Origin of the sequence: Rhizobium sp. BK181 (genome assembly GCF_014193305.1) — a bacterium.
GTDB lineage: Bacteria > Pseudomonadota > Alphaproteobacteria > Rhizobiales > Rhizobiaceae > Rhizobium.
In genome coordinates, this window is record NZ_JACHZA010000015.1 from 81,420 (window position 1) to 104,297 (window position 22,878).

The window sequence follows — 22,878 nt, forward strand, 5'->3', positions numbered from 1 at the left end:
CCTTCAATGCTGCCGGGAGGCAGGTCAAAACTTAAATCCAGTGGCTTTTATCGCTCGCCTTAACCACTGTCCAGCAGACAAACAAAACCGGCCGCATTCTCATCGAGGAATGCGGCCGGTTTTGAACTTCTGGCAACCGTCAGGCAGAATTAGCCGTCTGCAGCCTCGTCACCGTCATTTGCATCAGGACCACCATTCTGCAGGAAGCGGTCGGCAATCAAACCGGCATTCTGACGAAGCGCGGTCTCGATCTCGCGCAGGAGATCCGGATTGTCGCGCAGAAACAGCTTCGCATTTTCGCGGCCCTGGCCGAGACGCTGACTGTTGTAGGAGAACCAGGCGCCCGACTTCTCGACGATACCCGCCTTGACACCGAGGTCGACGAGCTCGCCGGTCTTCGAAACACCCTCACCATACATGATGTCGAATTCGACCTGCTTGAACGGAGGCGCCATCTTGTTCTTGACGACCTTGACGCGGGTCTGGTTGCCAATCACCTCTTCGCGCTCCTTGACCGCGCCAATGCGGCGGATGTCGAGGCGAACGGACGCATAGAACTTCAGCGCGTTACCGCCAGTCGTCGTTTCCGGCGAGCCGAACATGACGCCGATCTTCATGCGGATCTGGTTGATAAAGATAACCATGGTGTTCGACTTCGAGATCGAAGCCGTCAGCTTGCGCAGTGCCTGGCTCATCAGACGAGCCTGGAGGCCCGGCAGATTGTCGCCCATCTCGCCTTCGATTTCCGCCCGCGGCGTCAGCGCAGCGACGGAGTCGACAACGAGAACGTCGACGGCACCAGAACGGACCAGAGTGTCGGTGATCTCGAGCGCCTGCTCGCCCGTATCCGGCTGCGAAATGAGGAGGTTTTGCAGATCGACGCCGAGCTTGCGGGCGTAGACCGGATCAAGCGCGTGCTCTGCATCGACAAAGGCGCAGATGCCGCCCTTCTTCTGCGATTCCGCAATCGTCTGCAGCGCCAGCGTCGTCTTGCCCGAACTCTCGGGTCCGTAAATTTCAATGATACGACCCTTCGGAAGGCCGCCGATGCCGAGCGCGATATCCAACCCGAGAGAACCCGTCGAAACCGTTTCGATCTCGACGACATTCTCGTTCGAGCCGAGCTTCATGATTGAGCCCTTGCCGAACGACCGCTCGATCTGTGAGAGTGCCGCTTCAAGTGCCTTGCTTTTGTCCACCGATTTGTCCTCTACAAGCCGCAATGTATTCTGTGACATTCGATCCACCTTTAGGTTATTGAAGCCGCTCAAGCAATGTCGCCGCCAATGCGGATTTTGTACCGCATTTGTTCTCATTGCGCAAGCCGCCTTCAAATGACTGAAAGAAAAAGGTAAAACGGCCTGTGTTCTGCATTTGTTTTAGTGATGGAAAGCAACAGCTTAGAGATAGGGCGCTACCGGCCAGCCGGGTAGCGGCAGCGGGACGATTCGCATCTTCCGACCTTGCGGGACAATGAGATGAAACAGAAGATTCTGGTCCTTGGCGGAGCTCATATCGACAGGCGCGGACGCATTTCCGGCGACACCGTTGCCGGTGCCAGCAATCCAGGCTCATGGTTTGAGGAGCCAGGCGGCGGCGGCTTCAATGCCGCACGCAATCTGGCGCGATTGGGGTTCGAGGTGACCATGATTTCGCCCCGCGGCGGCGATCCGATCGGTGAGATGGTGAGCGAGGCAGCCGATTTTGCGGGCGTTCACGACCGCCCCTTTGTTTTTCTCGACCGGAAGACGCCGAGCTACACCGCAATCATCGAGAACGACGGAAACCTGGTGATTGCGCTTGCCGACATGGATCTCTATCGCATGTTCGTGCCGCGCCGGTTGTCGATCCGCGCTGTCCGCGAGACCTTTGCCGCGACTGATTTCATCCTCTTTGATGCCAACCTGCCTGCAGAAACGCTGGCATCGATCGTCGAGCGCGCCAAGCCTCTCGGCAAGCCGGTGGGCGCGATCGCGATCTCGCCGGCGAAGGCCGTCAAGCTGAAACCATGCATCCACGGAATCGACTATCTATTCCTCAATGAAGCCGAGGCCGCCGCGCTCACCGGCGAACGGCCAAACGACCCGGCCCACTGGCCGTCACTGTTGAGTGACATCGGTCTGCGCGGAGGCGTCGTCACGCGCGGCCAACGCGAGCTGATCGCGTTTGCAGGTCGCCGTGTTGTTGCCCTGCAGCCCGTAAATCTCGAGGGCGTCGCCGATGTCACCGGCGCCGGCGACTCGCTTGCAGCAGGCGTCATATCAGGGCTTATGCGCGGAATGCCCTTGGCCGATGCCGTGCGCGAGGGTGCAGCCGCGGCAGCCCTGACTGTGCAGTCCCCACACGCGGTCAATGAAAATCTTTCTCCGGATTTGGTGAGGGAGACACTTGCCCTTGTTCCGCCAGCGAGAATTTTGCATTGAAGCCACTACCGACGAAATGGAAGAGACAATGACGAAACCGATCTCCCCCCTCCTGCCGATCGCCTACTCCAAGGAAGTCGCAAGCGCCAAGCAGCGCGGCGCGCCGATCGTTGCTCTCGAATCGACCATCATCACCCATGGCATGCCCTACCCCGGCAATATCGAGATGGCGCGCAGCGTCGAGGCGCTCATACGCGAACAGGGTGCGGTTCCGGCTACCATCGCAGTCATCCACGGCACGCTGCATATCGGCCTAGAGTCCGATCAGTTGGAGCAACTGGCGCAGGCGAAGGACGTCCTCAAGGTTTCGCGCGCCGATCTTGCCTTCGCGATTGCCGAGCGCCGTCACGGTGCGACGACTGTTGCAGCCACGATGATCGCCGCGGAACGCGCCGGCATCAAGGTTTTCGCCACCGGTGGCATTGGTGGCGTCCATCGCGGGGCGGAAGAAAGCTTCGACATCTCCGCTGACCTCGAAGAACTCGGCCGCACCGGCGTCATCGTCGTTTGCGCCGGCGCCAAGGCAATCCTCGATATTCCGAAAACTCTGGAAGTGCTGGAAACCGCTGGCGTGCCTGTGGTCACCTATGAAAGCGAGGAATTCCCGGCCTTCTGGTCGCGCGCTTCTGGTTTGCGCAGCCCGTTGACGCTGAACAGCCCGGCGGCCATCGCCAACTTCCAGACGGTGCGCGAGCAACTTGGCATCGACGGCGGCATGCTGATTGCCAACCCGGTGCCGGAGGCAGACGAGATCCCCCGCGAGGAAATGGAAATCTACATCGAGCGCGCGCTCGACAGCGCCGAGCGCGACGAAATCACCGGCAAGGAAGTGACGCCTTACCTGCTCAGCACGATCTTTGACCTGACCGACGGCCAGAGCCTGAAGACCAACATCGCGCTCGTTGAGAACAATGCGCGACTGGCAGCAGAAATTGCCGTCGCGCTAGCCGGTTGATTGTTTGAAGGAGGGGCGCCAAGGCGCCCCTTAGCTGTCAAGCGTTTCCTTGACGACGACGGCAAGCTGCTTGAGGGAGAACGGCTTCGGCAGAAAGCCGAACTTCGAATCCGGCGGCAGGTTGCGCGCAAACGCATCCTCGGCATAACCCGAAACGAAAATGAACTTCAGGTCCGGATAATTCTTGCGCAGTTCGCGCAGCAGCGATGGACCATCCATCTCCGGCATCACGACATCCGAAACGACGATGTCGACCTTACCTTCGAGTTCGTCCATGATATCCAGCGCCTCGACGCCGGATCCCGCCTCGTAAACCGTATAGCCGCGGGTCTCGAGCATGCGCTTGCCGCCCCGACGCACCGCTTCCTCATCCTCGACCAACAAAATGACGGCGGATCCGGTCAAATCCTCAGGTTGCTCCACAGCTGCCGGCACGGCTTCGATCGGTGTACCAGCCGCTGGCGTCACGGCGTCCACCTCTGCTGCAACCGCCGGCTCTACAATATGGCGCGGCAGGAACACCCGGAACGTCGTCCCCTTGCCAACTTCGGACTCGGGCTGGATGAACCCGCCCGATTGCTTGACGATGCCATAAACCATCGCGAGGCCAAGCCCCGTTCCCTTGCCCACTTCCTTCGTTGTGAAGAAGGGCTCGAAAATCTTGTCCATGATCTCAGGCGCGATGCCCGTCCCGTTGTCCGAGACCTCGACAAGCACCATGTCCTCATGCGGCATGTAGGAATAGTTGAACGCGGCCACCTCGTCCGCCGTCACGTTCTTCGTGCGAAGCGTCAGCTTGCCGCCTTGCGGCATGGCATCGCGCGCGTTGACGCAGAGGTTGATCAGCACCTGCTCGAATTGCGAAAGGTCCGTCTTCACGGGCCAGAGATCACGACCATACTCAACGTCGAGCTTCACATTCGTACCCGACAGCAGGCGATCGACAAGCATCCTGAGGTCGCCCACCACATCGGTCAGATTGAGCACGGTCGGTCGCATCGTCTGCTTGCGCGAGAACGCCAGCAGTTGCCGCACGAGCACGGCGGCACGATTGGCGTTGCGCTTGATTTCCATCAGGTCCGCAAAGCCTGGATCGGCAGGCCGTGCCTGCAGCAGCAGATGGTCTGAGGACAGCAGGATCGCCGTCAGAACGTTGTTGAAGTCGTGCGCGATCCCACCTGCCAGCGTGCCAACCGCATTCATCTTCTGCGTCTGGGCCATCTGCGCCTCGAGCGCCTTCTGCTCGGTCACCTCGACGGCATAGACGATCGCGGCCTCTTCCGGCGCCTCGTCGCTCTGGTCTATCACCGCATTGACGTAGAAGCGGAAGTGGCGGGCTTCATCCGTCGGCGTGCGCGAATCGATCGGCGGGATATCGCCCTGCCGGTCCTTGGCAGCCGCAAGCGCGTCTTGCAGCCTTGCCTTGTCGCTGTCCTGCACAATGACCTCAAGCAAGGCACCGTTCTCAACGTCATTGCGGGAGACGATTCCGGAAAACAGCTTCAGGAAAGGCGCGTTGGTGCGCAGGATGCGGCCTTCGCCGTCCACCGAGGCGATCGCCATCGGTGTGTTGTTGAAGAAACGCGTAAACCGCATCGCCGCGGCCGAGGCGGATTGGTCGCTTTCTCCGCTCTTCTGGCGGGTCAGCACAATCGTCCGGCTTTCTCCGGGCGCGCCGTCACGCATCGACGTGACGCTGTGAACGATCTGTGCAGGCAGGCTCTGACCGTTCATCTTCTTTAGGTCGAGATCGAGCGTCACCGTCTTCTTCAGGCCGGGATCCGCCTGCACCGACTGGATCAGCGCAAGCCCCTCGCCCGCGACAAAGTCGCCAATCGTTACCGAACCGGGCACGAATTTGGTGAGATCGATGCCGAGCCACTCGGCAAGCGTCGCGTTGAGGTAGAAAATCTCGCCCTTGCGCCCTGCCGAGAAGAACCCAGCCGGCGCATGGTCGAGATAGTCGATGGCATTCTGCAATTCCTTGAAGAACCGCTCCTGATCGTCGCGCTCTGATGTGATGTCGCTGATCTGCCAGATATGAAGAGGTTTGCGTCCTATCTCCTCGCTCCGCAGGCTCCGCGCTTTCAGACGGTACCAATGCGCTCCCGCGCCACTTGTTGCAGGGCCGAGCGACCGCAAAAGGCGGAATTCCTCGCTGCCCTCGCGGCCCTCACGCAGTCCGTTGGAGAGGCGATAAAGCGCCTCGTTCGATTCCCGATGTCGCGACAGCAGGGCTTCAAGCGTCTGAACCTCCGTCGACTTGCGCGCGCCGGTCAATTGACCATAGGCCGCGTTCGCATAGACGATGCGGCCCTTCTCGTCGGTAATCAGCGACCCGTCGGGGTGGCTGTTCAAGAAGGCCCGCGCCAGGCTGTCCGACTGCCGCTGCGGCATGACCTCGATGAAACCGATCACCGAGGACACCAGGAAGAAGATCCCGACCATGGCTAGCACGCCGAGAACACCGAGCACCATCTCATTGTCTAGTGAGCGTTTGAAGACAACGAACCCGGCGGCTGCGCCAATCAAGACAAGCGCAAGCAGAATGATCCGCAAAGCCGTGCCCGTGCGCCCCCCGCGGTCCAAGAGCGGTTCGTTAAAGTCTTCGGCCTGACGCGGTTTCGTCATCTATTCCCTCGCATGGCCTGCCGGGCTTCGGTCGTAACAGGGAGACAAAGCAGGAATCAGGCGCCTTTTCTTCTTACCAATTTGCGGTCTCCGCAAAAACACTGGTCTCCATGAAGACTGATTGAATTCACAGCGAAGAGCGCCAATTTCGCCATTAAAATGCGTTGTTAAGAAAACATGTTCGAATTCCACTTCGGGTTGGGATGACTGGACAAGGCCGTCGCGACTTGTCTACGAAGTGGTAATATCGCGATGTGGTGCAAAACCGCGAAGGGAGTAAACCAAGATGTTCGATGATCTCATGGGAGCTTACGGAAGCCGCTTCCTTCTTGCCGCTGGCGGCGTCGGCCTAGCTCTGTTGCTGCTGATTGTCGTACTCTGGATCGTCCGTAGCCGCGCGCCTTCGCCCTTCGTCCGTGGTGGTCGCAATCGCCAACCACGGCTGCAGGTTCTCGATGCCGCCGCCGTCGATGCGCGCAGGCGCCTCGTCCTCGTTCGCCGTGACGATATCGAGCATCTGATCATGATCGGCGGTCCGACCGATATCGTGATCGAGAGCCGCATTGGCGAAGTTGTAGACAAGCCCGCATCGGTCGAGATAACGAATCAATCTGCCGCCGTTCCGGCCCCGGCGCAGTTGGCGCCTCCGCAGATCGAGATGGCGCCTGAACCGGTAGCGCCCGCTCGCATTGCGCCTGCCGAAGTCGAGAATGCACCGCCGGTCCTTCGTCACACGCCGACCGAACCTTCTCTCGGCGAGCGCGCGCCAATCGAAGCACAGCCTGAACCGGTTATCGCTCCCACGCCAACGCCCCCCTCGCCGCCGCCGGTTGCTGCCGAACGTGAGCGCGCGCCGCGTCCAGCACCGTCGTTCGAACCACGTCAGGCACCCTCGTTCGAACCACGACCAACACCTGCCCCGATCGAAGCCTCAGCCGCCGCTGATATCCTTGATTCTGCCCGCCAGCGTGTGCTGCCGCAACAGCGCATCGAGCCGCAGATCACCCCATCGCCCATCCGAAGCGCTCCTGCGCCCGTGCAGCCCTCGTCGGCGTTTGTTGAAGTGGGAACCTTAGCGCCAGCAGTACAGCCGAGCGACTTTCAGCGCATTCTCGAGGAGGAAATGACCAGCACGCTTGCCGCTGAGCGCATCGTACCGGCACCGCAGGCACCTGCGCCGCGGCCCAGTCCAGCACCGGGCAACCAACCTCGCCGCGATCCTGAAATGGCCCCGATTACCGGTGCGGATGCCGCTCTTCAAAACGAAGTCGCACGCATCTTCGGTGAAATGAGCGTCAATCGCGACAAATAGTCGATCGACGCACAAATAAAAAAGGGCACCGCGGAAACCGTGGTGCCCTTTTTCTTGTCGGCATTTCGGGATTATTCGTCCCGGTAGACCTTTTCCCGGCGCTCGTGCCGTTCCTGGGCTTCGATCGAGAGCGTTGCGATCGGTCGAGCGTCAAGCCGCTTGAGGCCGATTGGTTCGCCGGTTTCCTCGCAATAGCCGTAGGTGCCGTCTTCGATACGTTGCAGTGCTGCGTCGATCTTGGAAATCAGCTTTCTCTGGCGGTCGCGGGCTCGAAGTTCGATGGCCCGGTCGGTTTCAGACGATGCCCTGTCAGCAAGGTCCGGATGGTTTGCGCTTTCCTCTGCCAGGTGGTCGAGGGTTTCGCGCGCCTCTCTGAGGATATCATTCTTCCAAGCCACCAGCTTGGCTCTGAAATAAGCCCGCTGATTACCGTTCATGAACTCTTCCTCTTCCGAGGGTACGTAGTTGCTAAGATCGATCTTCTCACTCAACGCGATTCTCCTGAAGAACATCTCATCTGGCGGGTGTATATCGCGAGCACTGCGGTTGATTCAAGCCAAATACGCTAGGTAAACAGTTTTTTAAATCTGTCATATTTTTACGCTAACAGACTATTTTCTCACCACTATTCCGCCGAGCACGTGTTTCGCTCCCGGTAACCCCACACTTTCCTACCCTGGATTTAGCGGCGACTCCTGCCGGCACGGTTGACGCGCGGGCCGCTCACCCGCTACTGAAAAAGTCCCTTCGACGTGGATTTTCCTATGGCTGCAATCACGCCTCCGCCCTCCCGGATTTATCTGCTACGGCACGCCGAAGCTGCCTGGGCCGCACCTGGACAACGTGATTTCGACCGCCCGCTGAACGACAAGGGCTATGCGGACGCTGAGATCGTCGCCGACAAGGCTGCCGACAAAGGCTACAGGCCGGATCTGCTTCTGAGCTCCACAGCTGCGCGTTGCCGGGACACTGCTGATGCCGTGCATCGGGCCATGGGCTCTACGCTTGACCTCCGGTTTGTCGACGCCCTCTACAATGCCTCGCCGGAGGTCTACCTTGAGATCATCGACGCACAAGAAGCCATCAATTCAGTAATGCTTGTCGGCCATAACCCAACGATGGAACAGACGCTCGAAGCGTTGATTGGGCACGAGGCGCTCTGTCAGGCGCTGCCGACCGGCTTTCCGACGGCCGGCCTTGCGGTTCTGGACTATGACGGCGGGTTGCCAGGCTGGCGTCTCGTTGATTTTGTGATCGACTAAGGTCTTTTCGCGGAACGTCTTTTCGCGTCGACCTGCGGTCCCTATATGGCTTGTCACGATCCACCGGAATTCCGCCTTGCCGCCCAGCCTGACCTCCTTTTCCGACGACGCGCGCATTGCCCTGGACAATCTTGCTGACCGGGCGTCGGGCCTGATCAATCCCACCGTGCGCCTCGGCGTGACCGGCTTGTCGCGTTCCGGCAAGACGGTCTTCATCTCATCTCTGGTCCACAACCTTCTGCACGGCGGTCGTCTGCCACTCTTCGAACCCGTCCAGTCCGGTCGTGTTTCGGCGGTGCGGCTTGAGCAGCAACCGGACGATGCAGTGCCGCGCTTCCAGTACGAGGATCACATTCGCTCCCTCGTCAAGGATCGCGTATGGCCGGACTCGACGCGGGCGATCTCCGAACTGCGCATCACGTTGGACTATCAGAGCGCAAGCGGCTGGAACCGGCTGTTCTCGCCAGGCAGACTATCAATCGATATCGTCGACTATCCCGGCGAGTGGCTCCTCGATCTGCCGCTGCTCGCCAAGGACTACGGGACATTCAGCGAAGAGACGATCGGCTTGGCGGAAGCCGGCATTCGCGCAGAGCTTTCGCAAGCTTGGTTGGCGCTCACTCACGCCACCGACGTCACTGCTTCGGCCGACGAGATGCGCGCGCGCGACCTCGCCACCGCCTTTTCTGATTATCTCAAGGCCTGCAAAGCCGACGAACGCTCGCTCTCGACGCTTCCGCCGGGCCGCTTCCTGCTCCCGGGAGATCTCGATGGCTCGCCGGCCCTAACCTTTGCACCGCTCGCACTTCCGCCGGAAGCTAAGCCCCAAAAGGGGTCCCTTTGGGCAATGATGGAGCGACGCTATGAGGCCTATAAGTCCGTCGTCGTGAAGCCCTTTTTTCGCGAGCACTTCGCCCGCCTCGATAGGCAGATCGTGCTCGTCGATGCCTTGCAGGCCATCAACCGTGGCCCGGAGGCGGTACAGGACCTCGAACGAGCCCTGACGGACGTTCTGGCTTGCTTCCGCCCAGGCACGAATTCCTGGTTATCCTCATTGCTCGGCCGCCGGATCGACCGTGTCCTCGTCGCGGCGACGAAGGCCGACCATCTGCATCACGAGAGCCATGACAGGCTCGACGCCCTCACCCGCCGCCTGGTCGATCGCGCGGTGCACCGGATTGGCATGGCCGGCGCCGGCATTGATGTCATGGCGCTTGCATCGGTCCGCGCCACCCGCGAAGCCACTGTTAAACGCGACGGCCATGACCTCCCGGTCATCGTTGGAACACCAATCGAGGGCGAAACCATCGGCGGAGAGCGCTTTTACGGTCAAAAGAAGACGGCGATCTTTCCCGGCGACCTGCCCGCGGATCCCGAGAGCCTGTTCGAGCGGATCGAATCGGGAGACAGCGATGTTTCCCTGCCCGATGTGAGCGTAGTGCGTTTCCGTCCGCCCCACCTTGAGGAAACGGGTGGCGGCATAAAGCTCTCGGTTCCGCATATCCGCCTGGACCGTGCCATGCAATTTCTGTTCGGAGATCGCCTCGCATGATCAAGCCACCGTCCGAACACCCCACACCTCGCGCGCCGGCCGCCTTTTCTTATGAAGAGGATACACCGGCTCGACCAGCGATCGAGACCAAACACCGCCCGCGGCGGCCCGGCAGCTTCACCGACGATGTCGTGCTGACCGCCGACGAGGATGACCCATTCCTTAGTCCCGAAAAGGATGTCGCGCCAATTCCGGTCGCAATCCCGTGCAGGCGTGGCGCGTCGTTTGGGAAAATCGCGGCTGCCGCGTTCGGCATTCTTTTCTCGCTCGCTTTCGGCCTCTGGACCGATAGCCTTATCCGCAATCTCTTCAGTCGCGCCGACTGGCTGGGCTATGCGGCGCTTGCTGCGCTCGGAATAGGCCTCTTGGCGGTGATCGCCATTGTTATCCGTGAAACAGCCGGCCTGATGCGGTTAGCAGCCGTGCAGGAAATCAAGACGGAGGCCGAGGCCGCCATTGTTGAGCCGAAGCCGGCGAAGGCACGCGCACTGGTCAAGCGCCTCGAGACCCTGCTTTCCAGCAAACCTGAAACTGCCAAGGGCAGAGCGACACTGACGGCGGCAGAGGGCGATATTATCGACGCACCGCATCTGATCGCTCTCGCTGAACGGGAGCTTCTGGCGCCGCTCGATCGACAGGCACGCGCGTTGATCGTCAACGCATCGAAGCGCGTCTCCATCGTCACCGCCGTCAGCCCGCGCGCGATCGTCGACCTGCTGTACGTGCTTTATGAGGCCGCTCGGCTGGTCCGAGCCATGGCGGAGCTCTATGGTGGACGACCGGGGACGCTTGGGATGATCCGACTGATGCGGGACGTGCTGGCGCATCTTGCCGTGACCGGCTCGATCGCCGTCGGCGATAGTCTGGTGCAGCAGGTGCTTGGGCACGGACTGGCATCGAAACTGTCCGCGCGACTCGGCGAAGGCGTCATCAACGGGCTTATGACCGCCCGCATCGGGATCGCCGCGATGGATCTCTGCCGTCCGCTTTCCTTCCACGCACTGAAGCGTCCGGGAATCGGCGACTTCATCGGCGATCTAACCCCGTCCATGACGTCGCGCGACAAGAATTCTTGAGAATTGACAGTTTTCTAACGCTTGCCAGGCGCTGAACGGCGTGGGAAAATACTTGCTACGAATTCAACAGGGTAGCGTCCCGATCAGGACGATCGGCACCTGCGAGACGCCCTGAAATTCAGCGCTTTTCGGCCCGCAAGAAACCAACCATTAACCATTCTGCGGCAAAACTTGGAACCAGTTAAGCGATGGTGTCGCTAGGGAAAATCCATGTATTCGCGCAAGTTTCTTCTTCTTTTCGGGCTCGCTGCCGTGGCGTTGTCACCGGTCGCCGACATGGCTCCGTCCGCAACGGCGGCAACACGGGATAAGGCCTTCTTCGAGTCAATCGCCGGCACCTGGCGAGGTCCCGGCGAGATCGTCGCTGGCAAGTACAAGGGTACGAAATTCACCTGCAACCTCGTTGGCGAACCGGTAAGCGCCGGCGGCACGGGGATCAAGCTCGACGGGAGCTGCAGGGTCGGTGTCTTCAAGCAACCCATGACGGCGCTGATCACCCAGTCCGGCAATTCCTACAAGGGCAAGTTCCTTGATGGCGCCGAGGGCAAGGGGCTTGACGTCGTCTCGGGTGCGGTGACGCCGGATACTGTGGTTGTCGGTCTCAACCGCTCCAAGCTCAACGGCGCGATGATCGCCCGCGTCCGCGACGACAAGACAATGAACGTTACCGTATCGGTGAAGGTCGAAAGCCAAATGGTCCCGGTGATCGGCCTTACGTTGACGCGTCAGGTCGACGAAATCACCGTCGGCTCTGTCGAATAGAGCGTCAGGATAAGTCTTTGCAAAGCGACGGATTTTCCGCCGCTTTGCTGTTTCAGGCCGTATGCCACCACTCGCCGGTCTGGTCAGCTATTTCGATCCCCTGCACATCTGCCTTTGCCAGCCATTGACGAACGGTCGCGCCGCTGACGCGCAGATCCGGGGCAATATCAGCGAGCGGCATAAGCACGAATCCACGATCCGTCATGCGTGGATGCGGAAGCTCCAGCCGCGGCGCCGATTGTGCCACATCGCCGTAGGTCAGAATATCAATGTCCAGCGTCCGCGGCCCCCAGCGCTCGATGCGCTCGCGCTTCATGCCCCGCTCGATATCAAGGCAGACATCGAGAAGCGCCTCGGGACCAAGCGTCGTCTTGACCGCAGCACAAGCATTGAAAAAATAGGACTGGTCGGTCTTTCCCCACGGCGGGGTGCGATAAAGCCGCGAGACAGCGACAACGTGACAGTCGCGCCTCTGGTCAAGTGACCTCAGCGCGAGGGCCATGGCGTGGACGGGATCGCCGAGATTGCCGCCAAGTCCGAGCGTGGCGGTATTGAAAGTAGCCTCAGGCAAAGTGTTCGACGCTCACCTGAACGAAATCAAGAACGCCCGGCACCGGCGCGTTGGGCTTGCGGACCGTGATTTTTGCACGCTTGATCTGCGGAAATGTCGAGCACAGCCCCTTGGCGATATCAAGCGCAAGCGCTTCGATCAGATACCGACGCTTGCCGGTGACAATCTCCTCGATCACCGTGAATGCGATCCCATAGTTGACGGTATCGTTGATCGAATCGCTCTGCAGTGCATCGCCGGCGACAACGTCGAGTTCGGCATCCACGAAGAAACGCTGACCGAGAAACTCCTCCTCGTCGTGAACGCCATGCCGGGCAAAGAAGGCACAGTTCTGAAGCGTGATGGTATAGGTGGTGCTCATGCCAAGGTTCCCTGCTCGAAGCTACAGCGCGCCGCAAGCATAGCATCGGCGATGGCCAGAGCGTCCCTGTTGATTGCGACATCGTGTACGCGAAAAATGCTGGCTCCCGCCAGACGCAGCAGCGCGCTCGTCGCCGCCGTCCCAACGTCTCGATCGGCGGCTTCCCTGCCGGTGACGGCGCCGACAAACCGTTTGCGCGAGGTTCCGGCAAGCAGCGGAAATCCCAAGCGGTGCAGTTCGCCGAAACGGGCCATCAGCTCGATGTTTTCCTGCGTGTCCTTCGCAAAGCCGAAGCCGGGGTCCAGCACCACGTGATCCTTAAGGACCCCAGCGGCGGAAGCGATTTCGAGCGAGCGCTCCAGGAAAGCAAACTGGTCGGCAATCACGTCCGGAAGCTTGTCCCGGTCGCGACCGGTGTGCATCAGGCACAGCCCCGCACCGGTATCGGCAGCAATATTTCCGATTTCCGGCTCCTTCTGGAGCCCGAATACGTCGTTGATGATGTGCGCGCCGGCGCCGACGGCAAGCCGCGCGGTCTCGGCGCGATAAGTATCGATCGAAATCAGCGCGTCAGTCTTACCACGCAGCGTCTCGATGACCGGCAGCACCCGCGCCTGCTCTTCACAGGGAGTAACGGCGGCAGCGCCCGGGCGTGTCGACTCCCCGCCGATATCGATGATGTGAGCTCCCTGGTGCGCAGCTTCGAGCGCATGTGCGACGGCCGCTTCGACGCTCTTATATCGCCCGCCGTCGGAAAAGGAATCCGGTGTGACATTGACGATCGCCATGAGCACGGAACGCGCGCCCAGTTCGACCTCACGACCATGCCCGACGCGCCAGAAACTGCTCCTAAGCTGTGTCAACGGCATTCATCCTATCGATCGAAAAAAGCGCCAGCGATATTGCGCTGGTCGTGGCTATGCCCCAAGCTCCGGCAAACTTCAACATGAGTATCTGCAGAATGCTTTTCGTACCGCGTTATATGCCGCTCCTCCTCGGGTTTTCCATGGCCATAGCCGCCTGCGGTCCAGCTGCCGCTGCCGTCATCGCGACGCGAAGCTACTCATACTTCACCATCAAGGGCAAAACCGCCGACCAACTGGATCAGCAACTGAGCAGCAACGGACCGACCGCGAGCGGTTCGTCAGCTCGTCACCCAGGAGCCACCAAGATTCGCTTTGGCGGCGACGCCACCTATGTCCAGGCGGGAGGGCGATGCCGGGTAAGCAGCGCCAAGGTCACGGTCCACACACAGATTATCCTTCCCCGCTGGAGCAACCGCAAGGGCGCGAGCAAGCAGTTGTCGATGATATGGGACGCTCTGTCGAGCGACATCAAACGACACGAAGAACGCCATGCGGAGATCGCTCGAAACCAGGCGCGCATCATGGAAAGGCAGATCCTCGCCCTTCCACCACAGTCCACTTGCGAACGCATGCAGGAACTCGTCACCGATGTCTCGACACGCGGAATCGACGAACACGACAGGCTGCAGGCCCGATTCGACCGAATCGAGGCCGTCAACTTTCAGAACCGGATGATAAGACTTCTGAACAATCGGATGAAAACATCCGGCGGCGAAAGATAGCCGATTCTCAAGCCTAAGGCGATCACAGAAGTTTAGCCGCGTAACGAAACTTGTGTGAAACTGCAGTCGCCCCAGTGATTTACTGGTTATTTCTCGGTCTAGCTAAATCAACTACAACGCGCTAATATTCAGACATTCGAAAGTTCAGGTTCGTAAGCCCGAACTTTCGCTCCTGGGTTCTCCTGGCGCGTTGCGAAGCCGCGGACGATCCTCCCTCGTCCGTAGGTAATGCGCCTACCTCGCCTCGCTCGTCTAACGGCCAGCGAGGCTTTTTTTGTGCGGAGTGGCGATCAGGCCTGACGCTCGGGCACGTGGACGATGAGTCCGTCCAGGACGGCCTTCATTCTGATCTGACAGGAGAGGCGCGACGTCGGACGCACGTCAAACGCGAAATCGAGCATGTCTTCTTCCATCGCCTCAGGCGGACCGACGCGCTCCGTCCACTCGTCGTCGACGTAGACGTGACAGGTCGCGCACGCACAGGCGCCGCCACATTCGGCCTCGATGCCCGGCACCGAATTGCGCACGGCATTTTCCATAACGGTCGATCCCTGGTCGACATCAAGATCAAAGCGCGTGCCGTCGAAGGCGACAATAGTCAGTTTGGGCATAGTGATTTCCGGTAGTCGTCAATGGGAGGGTCTGGATTTTTTCTTCCAACAAATCGTCGAGGCAGTCAACATCGACCGCTGATACCCTTCATCACAGATTGGGAAGCGACGCGCTTGTCAAAATGCGTCACGCCGACGGTCACAAAAAGACCCGCTGCTCCGAAATGGATCAGCGGGCCGGTTTCTGCGGCCGACTTGCGTCGCTCAACGGCAAAGCTTGAGAATGAAATTCTCGGCCTCGATTACCGCAATGCCAACCGCCGCCATAGTTGCAGCGTCGCCGCAATTGCCCTCGAGCGCCTCAGCGGCCGCATGAACGCGGAACGCGCCGACCGCGCTGGCAGCGCCCTTCAGGCGATGCGCCGCAGCTTCAATCGTCTTGATGTCGCCTGAAGATATTTCGTGCAGGCAAGCGCGCGCCTGCCGCGCAAACATCTGCAGAACTTCGATTTCCAGGCTCTTGTCGCCCATTGTCTGGTTTGCCAAATGCACAAGATCCACGGGACGCTCCTGCGATGGGCGTGGACCCTTGCAATTGTCGGGTGCCGCAAACGCAATACTGACTGCTGCCATGTGCCAATTCTCCGGTCGTCTAGCCCCGCTGTTAGATGATCGTGCGGGCGCCATGTGGGCATCGCGTTAAATTCCGGCACATTCAGGGCGGATTTCTCAGGATATGGTTAACATCGACTAAACCTCGTTAACCCTTTGGTTTTTAAGTGCGCACGTTTGTTAAATGATGTTAACAGGACCTTAATATCGGGGGAATTGACTGGTTGCGTTAATTGTCTAGCAGTCCCGGATGTGTCACTACGATACTACTGGGCGAGCTCTCCGGTCCCTGCCTTTGCTCGCCAAGTGGATAATGGTAATGTTTTGATACCGTCTGTATGAAAAAGCAGCTATCCACTCTGAAATGATATGCTTATCCGTCCTCGGCAGCGTGGACGGGCGGGCTCAGAGGCTAAGGTTTTGTTCGGGCTCGGCGGGAAGCCCGGATGCGTTGTTGAACCGGCTGGGATGTAACGAGGCGTAACGTAAATGGCGAACAACAAGTACAACGAGTCGATCGAGGACAAGGCGTTCAAGGCATTGGACGAAGCGCTCCAGATCGACTTCGGAGAAGACGATACGCTGTCTCGCAACGGCAAGACCGACGCCCCGGAGGCCAAATTGTCCGAAACACCAAGTGCCCGCAATCAGCAGAACCAGACCGATGCCAAGCGCGCCCGCGCTGCTAGCACGCCTCGCCAGCCCGAACAGCCGTCACGTGCTCCATCCTTCGCCGCCAACGACGCCAACCGGATATCGCCGGCTTCGCTTCTGAAGTCCCTCGAGAACGGCTCCAGCCGATCGGCTATGCGCAATGCAACCCTCGTGTCGCTTTTGTGGATCGTCGGCGGACTCGGCCTGATGGCCCTGCTCTATTCGCCGCAGATCTGGCAGATCCGCTCGATCGCCGATCTTTTGGGACTGCCCGGCGTCATCGCCGGCTTTATCGGCATTATCGTGCCGGTGCTGCTGTTTTATGCCTTCGCGGTCATGATGGCCCGCGCCCAGGACATGCGCAACGCCGCACGCTCCATGGCCGAAGTTGCGCTCCGCCTCTCGGAGCCTGAGACCGTTGCCTCCGAACGCATCATGACGGTCGGCCAGGCGGTTCGCCGCGAAGTCTCGGCAATGAACGAGGGCATCGAGCGCACCATTGCCCGTGCGTCCGAACTGGAAACCCTCGTCCACTCCGAGGTCAACGCGCTCGAGCGCAGCTACGCCGACAACGAATTGCGCGTGCGCGGCCTCGTACACGAGCTTGGCTCGGAGCGCGAAGCGATCGTCAACCACGCCGAGCGCATTCGTACGTCGATCTCAGGCGTCCACGATCAGCTCAAGGAAGACCTGTCGCTTGCGACAGAGGAAATCGCGGTACGCCTCGCAACCTCCGGCGAAGCCTTCGCGTCGATGATCGACACCCGCGCCGCGGCGATCACTGAAAAATCGGAGTCGGCGATCCAGTCGCTGGGCACGCTGCTCGCGGCTAAGACGGATTCGCTGCTGCAAACGCTGACCTCCTCCGGCTTCGCGCTCACCAACGAATTCGACACACGGTTGGACTCTCTCACGTCGAGCCTGAGCGAACACGGAGATCAGATCCTTCGTCAGTTCGAGACGCGTGCGTCGACGATGGACAGCAACGCCGAGAAGCTGAACGCGGCGCTGAACGATCGTGCCCGACAGCTGAACGAGATCCTGATTGCCCGCACCCGCGAGATTAACGAGAGCCTGACGGGCGGCGAACGCACAATCAGCACCACGCTTGATGACGTCCTCTCCAAGCTGAACAGTGCTCTCGACGAGAAGGGTTCGAGCTTCCGCCAAAGCCTGCAATCCAGTGTCGACGACACTATCATGGATCTCGACCTGCGCTCCGGCTTCTTCGACGAGAGACTGCAGGCGACGGTCGCGCAGCTGTCGACCTCGTTCGATGAACGCGTTGCTGAATTCGCCAACGCCTTCGACAAGCGGGCCGGCTCGCTCGATACGAAGCTCATGGAGAGCCTGAATCGCATCAACGAGACGATGACCGGTGGCTCGGAGTCCCTGAACGGCATTCTGAGCTCGAGCATCGACCGGCTTGGCGCATCGCTGACCGACCAGTCCTTCGCACTGGCAACGGCCCTCGCGACCAGCCAGGAAGTCATGGAAAGCTCGCTGGCAGGCAAGGTTTCCGAGGTTACCGAAGCGATCCATACCCACACGACGGGTATGACGTCGGCGTTAAGCCACGCAACCTCCGAAATCTCGCTAGCGCTGGCATCCGGCACGTCGGAACTTCACAACAACCTCTCGGCGCGGGCGACGGAGTTCCGCGACACGCTGCTGTCCACGACCTCCGACCTGAGTTCCGCGGTATCCGCCGGTACCGAGCAGATCACTTCGGCCTTTGGCCGTGCCGACGATCTGAACACGATGATCTCGAGGCGCGCCGCTGATATCACGCAGGCGCTCGACTCGGCGCACGAACGGATCGACGGCGTCATGGCCAATCGCGGTGGCGCGCTGACGACAGCCCTCGCCGACAGCCAGGAACGGTTCGAGAGCACCCTTGCAAGCCGTTCCGAAGCAATCATCAACGCCGTCGCGGGCAGCCATGAGCGCCTTGCCGATACGCTCGACGACAAGGCGATGACACTCGCGATCTCGCTCGACGAAAGCCAGAACCGCTTCGAGGATACGATCGCCAAGCGTGCCGACTCGATCGCGGCTTCGATGGCCAGCGGCCACGAACGGTTCGCCGACACTCTTGATGAGAAGGCGATGACGCTCGCCATTTCGCTCAATGAGGGCCAATCCCGCCTCGCCGATACGCTTAGTCACCATATTGAGACCGTCGCAAACCAGCTCGCAGGTGGCCACGACAAACTCAGCGAAGTCCTCGACGACAAGGCGATGACGCTCGCCATCTCGTTGAACGAGGGGCAGTCCCGCCTCGCCGACACGCTCAGCCACCATGTCGAGAAGGTCGCAAACCAGCTCACCGGCAGCCACGAGAAGCTCAGCGACGTTCTGGATGACAAGGCGATGGCGCTCGCCATCTCCCTCAACGAGGGACAATCCCGCCTTGCCGACGCACTCGGTCACCATGTCGAAACGATCTCCAACCAGATCGCCGGCGGCCACGAGAAGCTCACGGAAGCTCTCGACGATAGGGCAATGGCGCTCGCCATTTCCCTGAACGAGAGCCAGACCCGTCTCGAAGACACGCTCGGTCATCATGCTGACGCGATCAGCCATTCACTCACCGGCGGTCATGACCGGATCACCGAAGCGCTCGATGATCGCGTCATGGCGCTCGCCGTATCATTGAACGAGGGTCACAGCCGCATCGAGGACGCGCTTGGGCGGCGCGTCGATACCATCGCCAATTCGATTGCCACGGTTCAGGACCGTCTTTCCGATACGCTCGACGAGAAGGCCATGGCGCTCGCGATCTCCTTCAGCGAAAGCCAGAGCCGCTTTGACGACGCGCTGGAAGCGCGCACCAATGCGTTGCTCGACACAGTGGCTGGCGCAGAATCTCGCGTTGCCGGCGCCCTCGTGGACAAGTCCGACGCAATTCGGAGCGCTTACACCGAGAGCCAGGAACGCCTCGAGCGTTCGCTGAGCGATCACGCAGCGACGCTGGCCGGCACGCTTTCGACCGGCGGAGACCGTATCGAGCAACTCACCGGCAGCGCCGCCAGCCGCATCGAATACAGCTTGAGCGATGCGCATCAGCGACTAGAGACACTGCACGGCAGCGCCGCATCCCGGATCGAAGGAGGCCTTGCCGCCGCCCACGATCGCTTCGAGGCTCTGACCGGCAATGCCGCGACGCGCATTGAAGGGGGCTTGGAATCGGCCCATGAGCGCATTCGTTCGACGCTGGCTGATCGCGAGCAGGCGATCAATCTGGCGCTCAGCGATGCGCACAGCCGCATCAGTGACACGCTCTCCGATCAGGCGACGACGATTGGCGCATCGATCGCGACCAGTGTCGGCATGCTGGAAATGTCGCTGGAAGACCATGAGGTCTCGCTTCGCCAGACGATCGACAACAGCGCCCGGGCGCTCGAAGATCGGCTGCGCGACAGCACGGGCCACATTGCCGGTCGGTTCCAGGAGTCCGCTAGCGAGATCTCGCGGTCGGCGGAAACCTTCTCTTCGCAGCTCGACCAGTCCATCGAGGGCATGACCGGCCGCTTTGCGGAAACGGGCTCTCGTGTCGAAGCCGGCCTTGCCGCTCTCGAGAATCGCATTCGTGACGGCGTCGGCGGTGTCGCCGAGCAGGTCGATGCTGCTGGCGGTCGCCTGTCCGACACATTGTCCGACGGTATCTCCCGCCTCGGAACGCTTGGCGAAGAAGCAACCGACCGGATTGCGGCGGCGCTCAACGACAGCGCCGCAAAGTTTGCCGAAACGCTTGATGGCCGCACCGCCAACCTCACGACGGAAATCGACAGCCGCACGGCCAATCTGACCTCCGGCATAGACACCCGCACGGCAAGCATCGGCGAGGCAATGGAACGTGGCAGTGCGCGTATCGAAGAACGCCTGTCGACCATGGACCGAGCCCTGACGGTCGGCCTGGACGCGGTCAACCGGACAATTGAAGGCAAGGCCGCCGGCCTTGCTGCATCGCTGCGTAGCGCGGTCGCTGAAACGACACAGGGAATGGATGACGAAGCCGCCCGGGCCGCCGAAAACCTCGGCCGTACGGGGCAGCAGTTTGCCGAAAGCCTCGAAGGCAAAAGCAACGAGTTCAGCCGCGCAATCGAAGAACGCTCCGAACAGATCGTCGGTCGCGTCTCGGAAGCCCAGAACCGCCTCGCCGGCCAGGCAGCGGCCGTCGCTCAAACCTTCTCGGAAGCTGGCAACGCAATCATCAAGAAAGTCGCGGAAGCCGAGACCTTGGTCAGTGGCCAGGTTGGTGCCATTTCCCGTGCCCTGGGCGACGCCCAGGAGACCTTCGAAAGCCATGGCGCCGGCATCCGCACGACGATTTCCGACGCAAGCGAGGGAATCGCCTCGACTATGGCTGAAGTGGAACGCGCCCTGGAAGCGCGCGGGAACGCGATCCGCTCAAGCCTGGAAGATCGCACACGCGAAATCGACTCGACGTTGACGGACGTCGAAAAGGCGCTCGAGGCACGCGGCAGCGCCATCCGCACGACCCTGGACGACCGTACGCGCGAACTCAACTCGATGCTTGCCGGCCGCTCCACCGAGCTGTCCCGCATCCTCGACGAGACCGCACGCCCACTGATCGACCGTTACGCTGAGGCTGGCAAGGACGCCGCCGCTCGCATCACTGCGGCAACCGAACGGAGCACCGAGCGCCTTCGCAGCGAAAACGAAGCCTTGATCAACGCGATTGCCGCACGCACCGAGAGTGCGTCTTCCGCCGTCGATGCGATGGAAAGCAGCCTGCTTACCAACGTCAACCAGCTGATCGAGCGCCTGTCGGACAACAGTTCCGCCATGGGCCAGATGATGAGCCGTGCGACCGAGAATCTGGCCGCGGTCGATGGCCGCCTCGGCGATACGACCTCGCGCTTCACCGAGTCCGCATCGAAGGCCGCTGAGATGGTGTCTGCATCGACGCGTCTGCTCGAGGGCAAGGTCGATCGTCTCTCCGATATCTCCGGCCAGACGCTTGCCCAGGTCGGTGGGATCATCGGTCGCTTCGACGAGCATTCGAAGGTCCTCAGCCAGGCATCCGGGCTGCTTGCGGCGGCTCAATCGAATCTCGTCTCGACCCTCGAGGATCGCGAAACCGCGCTGCAGAACCTTTCTGTTGGTCTCGTCCAGCGCTCGGAGGAAATCGAAAAGACGATGCGCTCTCTGGGTGGCATGGTCGAATCCGCCTTTGACCGCGCCGAGCAGCGCTCCAACCAGGTCAGCGGGACGCTGCGTGAAAGCGTGCAGTCTTCGTTCTCCGACATAGGCCGCGTTCTCTCTGAAACCGAAAAGCGTGCGGAGGAAGCCGCCGCGACCATGCGTGCAGCGCTGGAAAAGGCCGGAGAGGAAGCCAACGCAACAATCGACGGTGCATTCGGCAATGCCGAGCGCCGTTCCGGAGAGCTTTCCAACCGCCTGCGCGGCGGCCTGACAGCATCTCTCTCGGAAGTCGAGCGCATGCTTGGCGAAGCCGGTCGCCAATCCGACGGCGCGGCCCAGCAGATGCGCGAATCGCTTCGCGAAGCAGTCGACGAGGCTGTGGCCCGCTTCTCCGGTGCTACCGAGGAAATTCGCCGCTCCGCCGGCGATATCCGCAAGGAACTCGATATGACCCGCAGCGAGTTGAAGCGCGGTGCATTCGACCTTCCCGAGGAAGCCAAGGAGAGCGCTGCCGCAATGCGCCGAGCCGTCGCCGAGCAGATCAAGGCGCTGCAGGATATCTCCCACATCGTTGGTCGTTCGACCCAGCAACTGGAGATTTCCGAGCCTGCGCCGCGTGCCATTCCGCAGCCGCAACCTCAGCCTGCCCCGCGTCCGGCCCAGCCCGCTGTTGCCCAGCAGGCACCCCAACCGGCTCCTCCGGCGGTCCCGGCTCCGACTCCTGCCGTGACACCCTCGCCGATCGAAAACTTCGGTCTACGCGGCTCGCTGACACCGCCGGCGCCTGCCACCACAACACCGCAGCGGGCACCTGTGGCCGCACCGGCTCCGGCCTCCCCGGCAACCGGCGGCTGGATCAGCGACCTCCTGCGCGGAGCCTCGCGTGAAGAGGCAGCCGATGAGGCTCCAGCACGGCAACCGGCACCGCGCGCAGAGACACCCGCTCCGGCGCCGGCCCGCACGTCCGACAGCCGCAACCCGCGCCACGTCGTCGAATCCTTGAATTCGCTTTCCGTGGATATCGCCCGCGCGATCGATCATGACGCATCGGTCGATCTGTGGCGTCGCTATCAGCGTGGCGAGCGTGATGTATTCACCCGCCGGCTTTATACGCTCAAGGGCCAGCAGACCTTCGACGAGATCAAGCGCAAGTACGATCGCGAGCCGGAGTTCCGCACCGCCGTCGATCGCTATATCGCTGACTTCGAGAAGCTGCTTGCCGATGTCTCCCGCGGCGATCGCGACAAGACGATCACCCAGTCCTATCTGACCTCGGACACCGGCAAGGTCTATACGATGCTCGCCCACGCAGCCGGACGGCTGAAGTAAGGCGCTCGGAAATCAAAAATGGCCGCCTTTTGGCGGCCATTTGCATTTCCGGAAGTTGCCCTTGCAA

General features: G+C 60.9%; 17 protein-coding genes. 9 read left to right on the forward strand and 8 right to left on the reverse strand.

Annotated elements, in window-relative coordinates; genetic code table 11:
• Window positions 1-149: 149 nt before the first annotated feature.
• Window positions 150-1,238, reverse strand: coding sequence for a recombinase RecA (recA, locus tag FHT77_RS24765; protein WP_016554154.1), 1,089 nt, complete (start codon window positions 1,236-1,238; stop codon window positions 150-152).
• A gap of 240 nt (window positions 1,239-1,478) precedes the next feature.
• Here recA and FHT77_RS24770 point away from each other — a divergent pair, with 240 nt between their 5' ends.
• Together FHT77_RS24770 and FHT77_RS24775 are read left to right on the forward strand one after the other, a co-directional pair.
• Window positions 1,479-2,423, forward strand: coding sequence for a carbohydrate kinase family protein (locus tag FHT77_RS24770; RefSeq protein ID WP_183757473.1), 945 nt, complete (start codon window positions 1,479-1,481; stop codon window positions 2,421-2,423).
• 28 nt (window positions 2,424-2,451) lie between these two features.
• Window positions 2,452-3,378, forward strand: a complete 927-nt coding sequence (locus tag FHT77_RS24775) for a pseudouridine-5'-phosphate glycosidase (RefSeq protein WP_183757474.1) — start codon at window positions 2,452-2,454, stop codon at window positions 3,376-3,378.
• Between the two features lie 30 nt (window positions 3,379-3,408).
• On the opposite strand, the gene cckA is transcribed toward FHT77_RS24775, so the two are convergent.
• The gene (cckA, locus tag FHT77_RS24780) at window positions 3,409-6,009 is read right to left on the reverse strand and encodes a cell cycle histidine kinase CckA (protein ID WP_183757475.1); all 2,601 of its coding nucleotides are present in this window, start codon (window positions 6,007-6,009) and stop codon (window positions 3,409-3,411) included.
• Window positions 6,010-6,295: 286 nt separating this feature from the next.
• On the opposite strand from cckA, the gene FHT77_RS24785 reads away from it, so the two are divergent.
• Complete coding sequence (locus FHT77_RS24785; RefSeq protein ID WP_183757476.1) at window positions 6,296-7,321, forward strand: flagellar biosynthetic protein FliO; 1,026 nt, start codon at window positions 6,296-6,298, stop codon at window positions 7,319-7,321.
• Window positions 7,322-7,392: 71 nt separating this feature from the next.
• Here FHT77_RS24785 and dksA read toward each other — a convergent pair whose 3' ends face one another.
• Window positions 7,393-7,812 (reverse strand): RNA polymerase-binding protein DksA, encoded by a 420-nt coding sequence (dksA, locus tag FHT77_RS24790; protein WP_007532954.1) that lies wholly within the window; start codon window positions 7,810-7,812, stop codon window positions 7,393-7,395.
• A 273-nt stretch (window positions 7,813-8,085) separates the two neighbouring features.
• Between dksA and FHT77_RS24795 the strand changes: the two genes are divergently transcribed.
• From FHT77_RS24795 to FHT77_RS24810, 4 genes are all read left to right on the forward strand, one after another.
• Window positions 8,086-8,583, forward strand: a complete 498-nt coding sequence (locus FHT77_RS24795) for a SixA phosphatase family protein (RefSeq protein WP_183757477.1) — start codon at window positions 8,086-8,088, stop codon at window positions 8,581-8,583.
• A gap of 76 nt (window positions 8,584-8,659) precedes the next feature.
• Window positions 8,660-10,135, forward strand: a complete 1,476-nt coding sequence (locus tag FHT77_RS24800; protein ID WP_183757478.1) for a YcjX family protein — start codon at window positions 8,660-8,662, stop codon at window positions 10,133-10,135.
• Window positions 10,132-11,211 (forward strand): YcjF family protein, encoded by a 1,080-nt coding sequence (locus tag FHT77_RS24805; protein ID WP_183757479.1) that lies wholly within the window; start codon window positions 10,132-10,134, stop codon window positions 11,209-11,211. Before FHT77_RS24800 ends, FHT77_RS24805 begins: the two co-directional genes overlap by 4 nt.
• A gap of 210 nt (window positions 11,212-11,421) precedes the next feature.
• Complete coding sequence (locus tag FHT77_RS24810) at window positions 11,422-11,973, forward strand: hypothetical protein (protein ID WP_183757480.1); 552 nt, start codon at window positions 11,422-11,424, stop codon at window positions 11,971-11,973.
• 52 nt (window positions 11,974-12,025) lie between these two features.
• Here the strand turns inward: FHT77_RS24810 and folK are convergent, their stop codons facing one another.
• From folK to folP, 3 genes are read right to left on the reverse strand one after another with little or no spacing between them, the layout of a single operon-like run.
• A complete protein-coding gene (gene folK / locus FHT77_RS24815) occupies window positions 12,026-12,544 on the reverse strand; it encodes a 2-amino-4-hydroxy-6-hydroxymethyldihydropteridine diphosphokinase (RefSeq protein ID WP_183757481.1) in 519 nt (172 codons plus the stop codon).
• Window positions 12,537-12,905, reverse strand: a complete 369-nt coding sequence (folB, locus tag FHT77_RS24820) for a dihydroneopterin aldolase (RefSeq protein ID WP_183757482.1) — start codon at window positions 12,903-12,905, stop codon at window positions 12,537-12,539. Before folB ends, folK begins: the two co-directional genes overlap by 8 nt.
• Window positions 12,902-13,768, reverse strand: coding sequence for a dihydropteroate synthase (gene folP / locus FHT77_RS24825; protein WP_183757483.1), 867 nt, complete (start codon window positions 13,766-13,768; stop codon window positions 12,902-12,904). Before folP ends, folB begins: the two co-directional genes overlap by 4 nt.
• 98 nt (window positions 13,769-13,866) lie before the next feature.
• Between folP and FHT77_RS24830 the strand changes: the two genes are divergently transcribed.
• Entirely contained in the window at window positions 13,867-14,493 is a 627-nt protein-coding gene (locus tag FHT77_RS24830) for a DUF922 domain-containing Zn-dependent protease (RefSeq protein ID WP_183757514.1), read from the forward strand.
• A 290-nt stretch (window positions 14,494-14,783) separates the two neighbouring features.
• Here the strand turns inward: FHT77_RS24830 and FHT77_RS24835 are convergent, their stop codons facing one another.
• Window positions 14,784-15,104, reverse strand: coding sequence for a 2Fe-2S iron-sulfur cluster-binding protein (locus FHT77_RS24835; RefSeq protein WP_027511814.1), 321 nt, complete (start codon window positions 15,102-15,104; stop codon window positions 14,784-14,786).
• Between the two features lie 204 nt (window positions 15,105-15,308).
• Window positions 15,309-15,677 (reverse strand): Hpt domain-containing protein, encoded by a 369-nt coding sequence (locus FHT77_RS24840; RefSeq protein ID WP_183757484.1) that lies wholly within the window; start codon window positions 15,675-15,677, stop codon window positions 15,309-15,311.
• Between the two features lie 468 nt (window positions 15,678-16,145).
• Here FHT77_RS24840 and FHT77_RS24845 point away from each other — a divergent pair, with 468 nt between their 5' ends.
• Entirely contained in the window at window positions 16,146-22,811 is a 6,666-nt protein-coding gene (locus FHT77_RS24845) for a hypothetical protein (RefSeq protein WP_183757485.1), read from the forward strand.
• Window positions 22,812-22,878 lie beyond the last annotated feature (67 nt).

What these genes read in the sequence shown, in the direction of transcription:
- recA (WP_016554154.1), bottom strand. Translation starts at nt 1,238, where the DNA reads ATGTCACAGAATACATTGCGGCTTGTAGAGGACAAATCGGTGGACAAA.
- FHT77_RS24770 (WP_183757473.1), top strand. Translation starts at nt 1,479, where the DNA reads ATGAAACAGAAGATTCTGGTCCTTGGCGGAGCTCATATCGACAGGCGC.
- FHT77_RS24775 (WP_183757474.1), top strand. Translation starts at nt 2,452, where the DNA reads ATGACGAAACCGATCTCCCCCCTCCTGCCGATCGCCTACTCCAAGGAA.
- cckA (WP_183757475.1), bottom strand. Translation starts at nt 6,009, where the DNA reads ATGACGAAACCGCGTCAGGCCGAAGACTTTAACGAACCGCTCTTGGAC.
- FHT77_RS24785 (WP_183757476.1), top strand. Translation starts at nt 6,296, where the DNA reads ATGTTCGATGATCTCATGGGAGCTTACGGAAGCCGCTTCCTTCTTGCC.
- FHT77_RS24795 (WP_183757477.1), top strand. Translation starts at nt 8,086, where the DNA reads ATGGCTGCAATCACGCCTCCGCCCTCCCGGATTTATCTGCTACGGCAC.
- FHT77_RS24805 (WP_183757479.1), top strand. Translation starts at nt 10,132, where the DNA reads ATGATCAAGCCACCGTCCGAACACCCCACACCTCGCGCGCCGGCCGCC.
- FHT77_RS24810 (WP_183757480.1), top strand. Translation starts at nt 11,422, where the DNA reads ATGTATTCGCGCAAGTTTCTTCTTCTTTTCGGGCTCGCTGCCGTGGCG.
- folB (WP_183757482.1), bottom strand. Translation starts at nt 12,905, where the DNA reads ATGAGCACCACCTATACCATCACGCTTCAGAACTGTGCCTTCTTTGCC.
- FHT77_RS24830 (WP_183757514.1), top strand. Translation starts at nt 13,867, where the DNA reads ATGCTTTTCGTACCGCGTTATATGCCGCTCCTCCTCGGGTTTTCCATG.
- FHT77_RS24835 (WP_027511814.1), bottom strand. Translation starts at nt 15,104, where the DNA reads ATGCCCAAACTGACTATTGTCGCCTTCGACGGCACGCGCTTTGATCTT.
- FHT77_RS24840 (WP_183757484.1), bottom strand. Translation starts at nt 15,677, where the DNA reads ATGGCAGCAGTCAGTATTGCGTTTGCGGCACCCGACAATTGCAAGGGT.
- FHT77_RS24845 (WP_183757485.1), top strand. Translation starts at nt 16,146, where the DNA reads ATGGCGAACAACAAGTACAACGAGTCGATCGAGGACAAGGCGTTCAAG.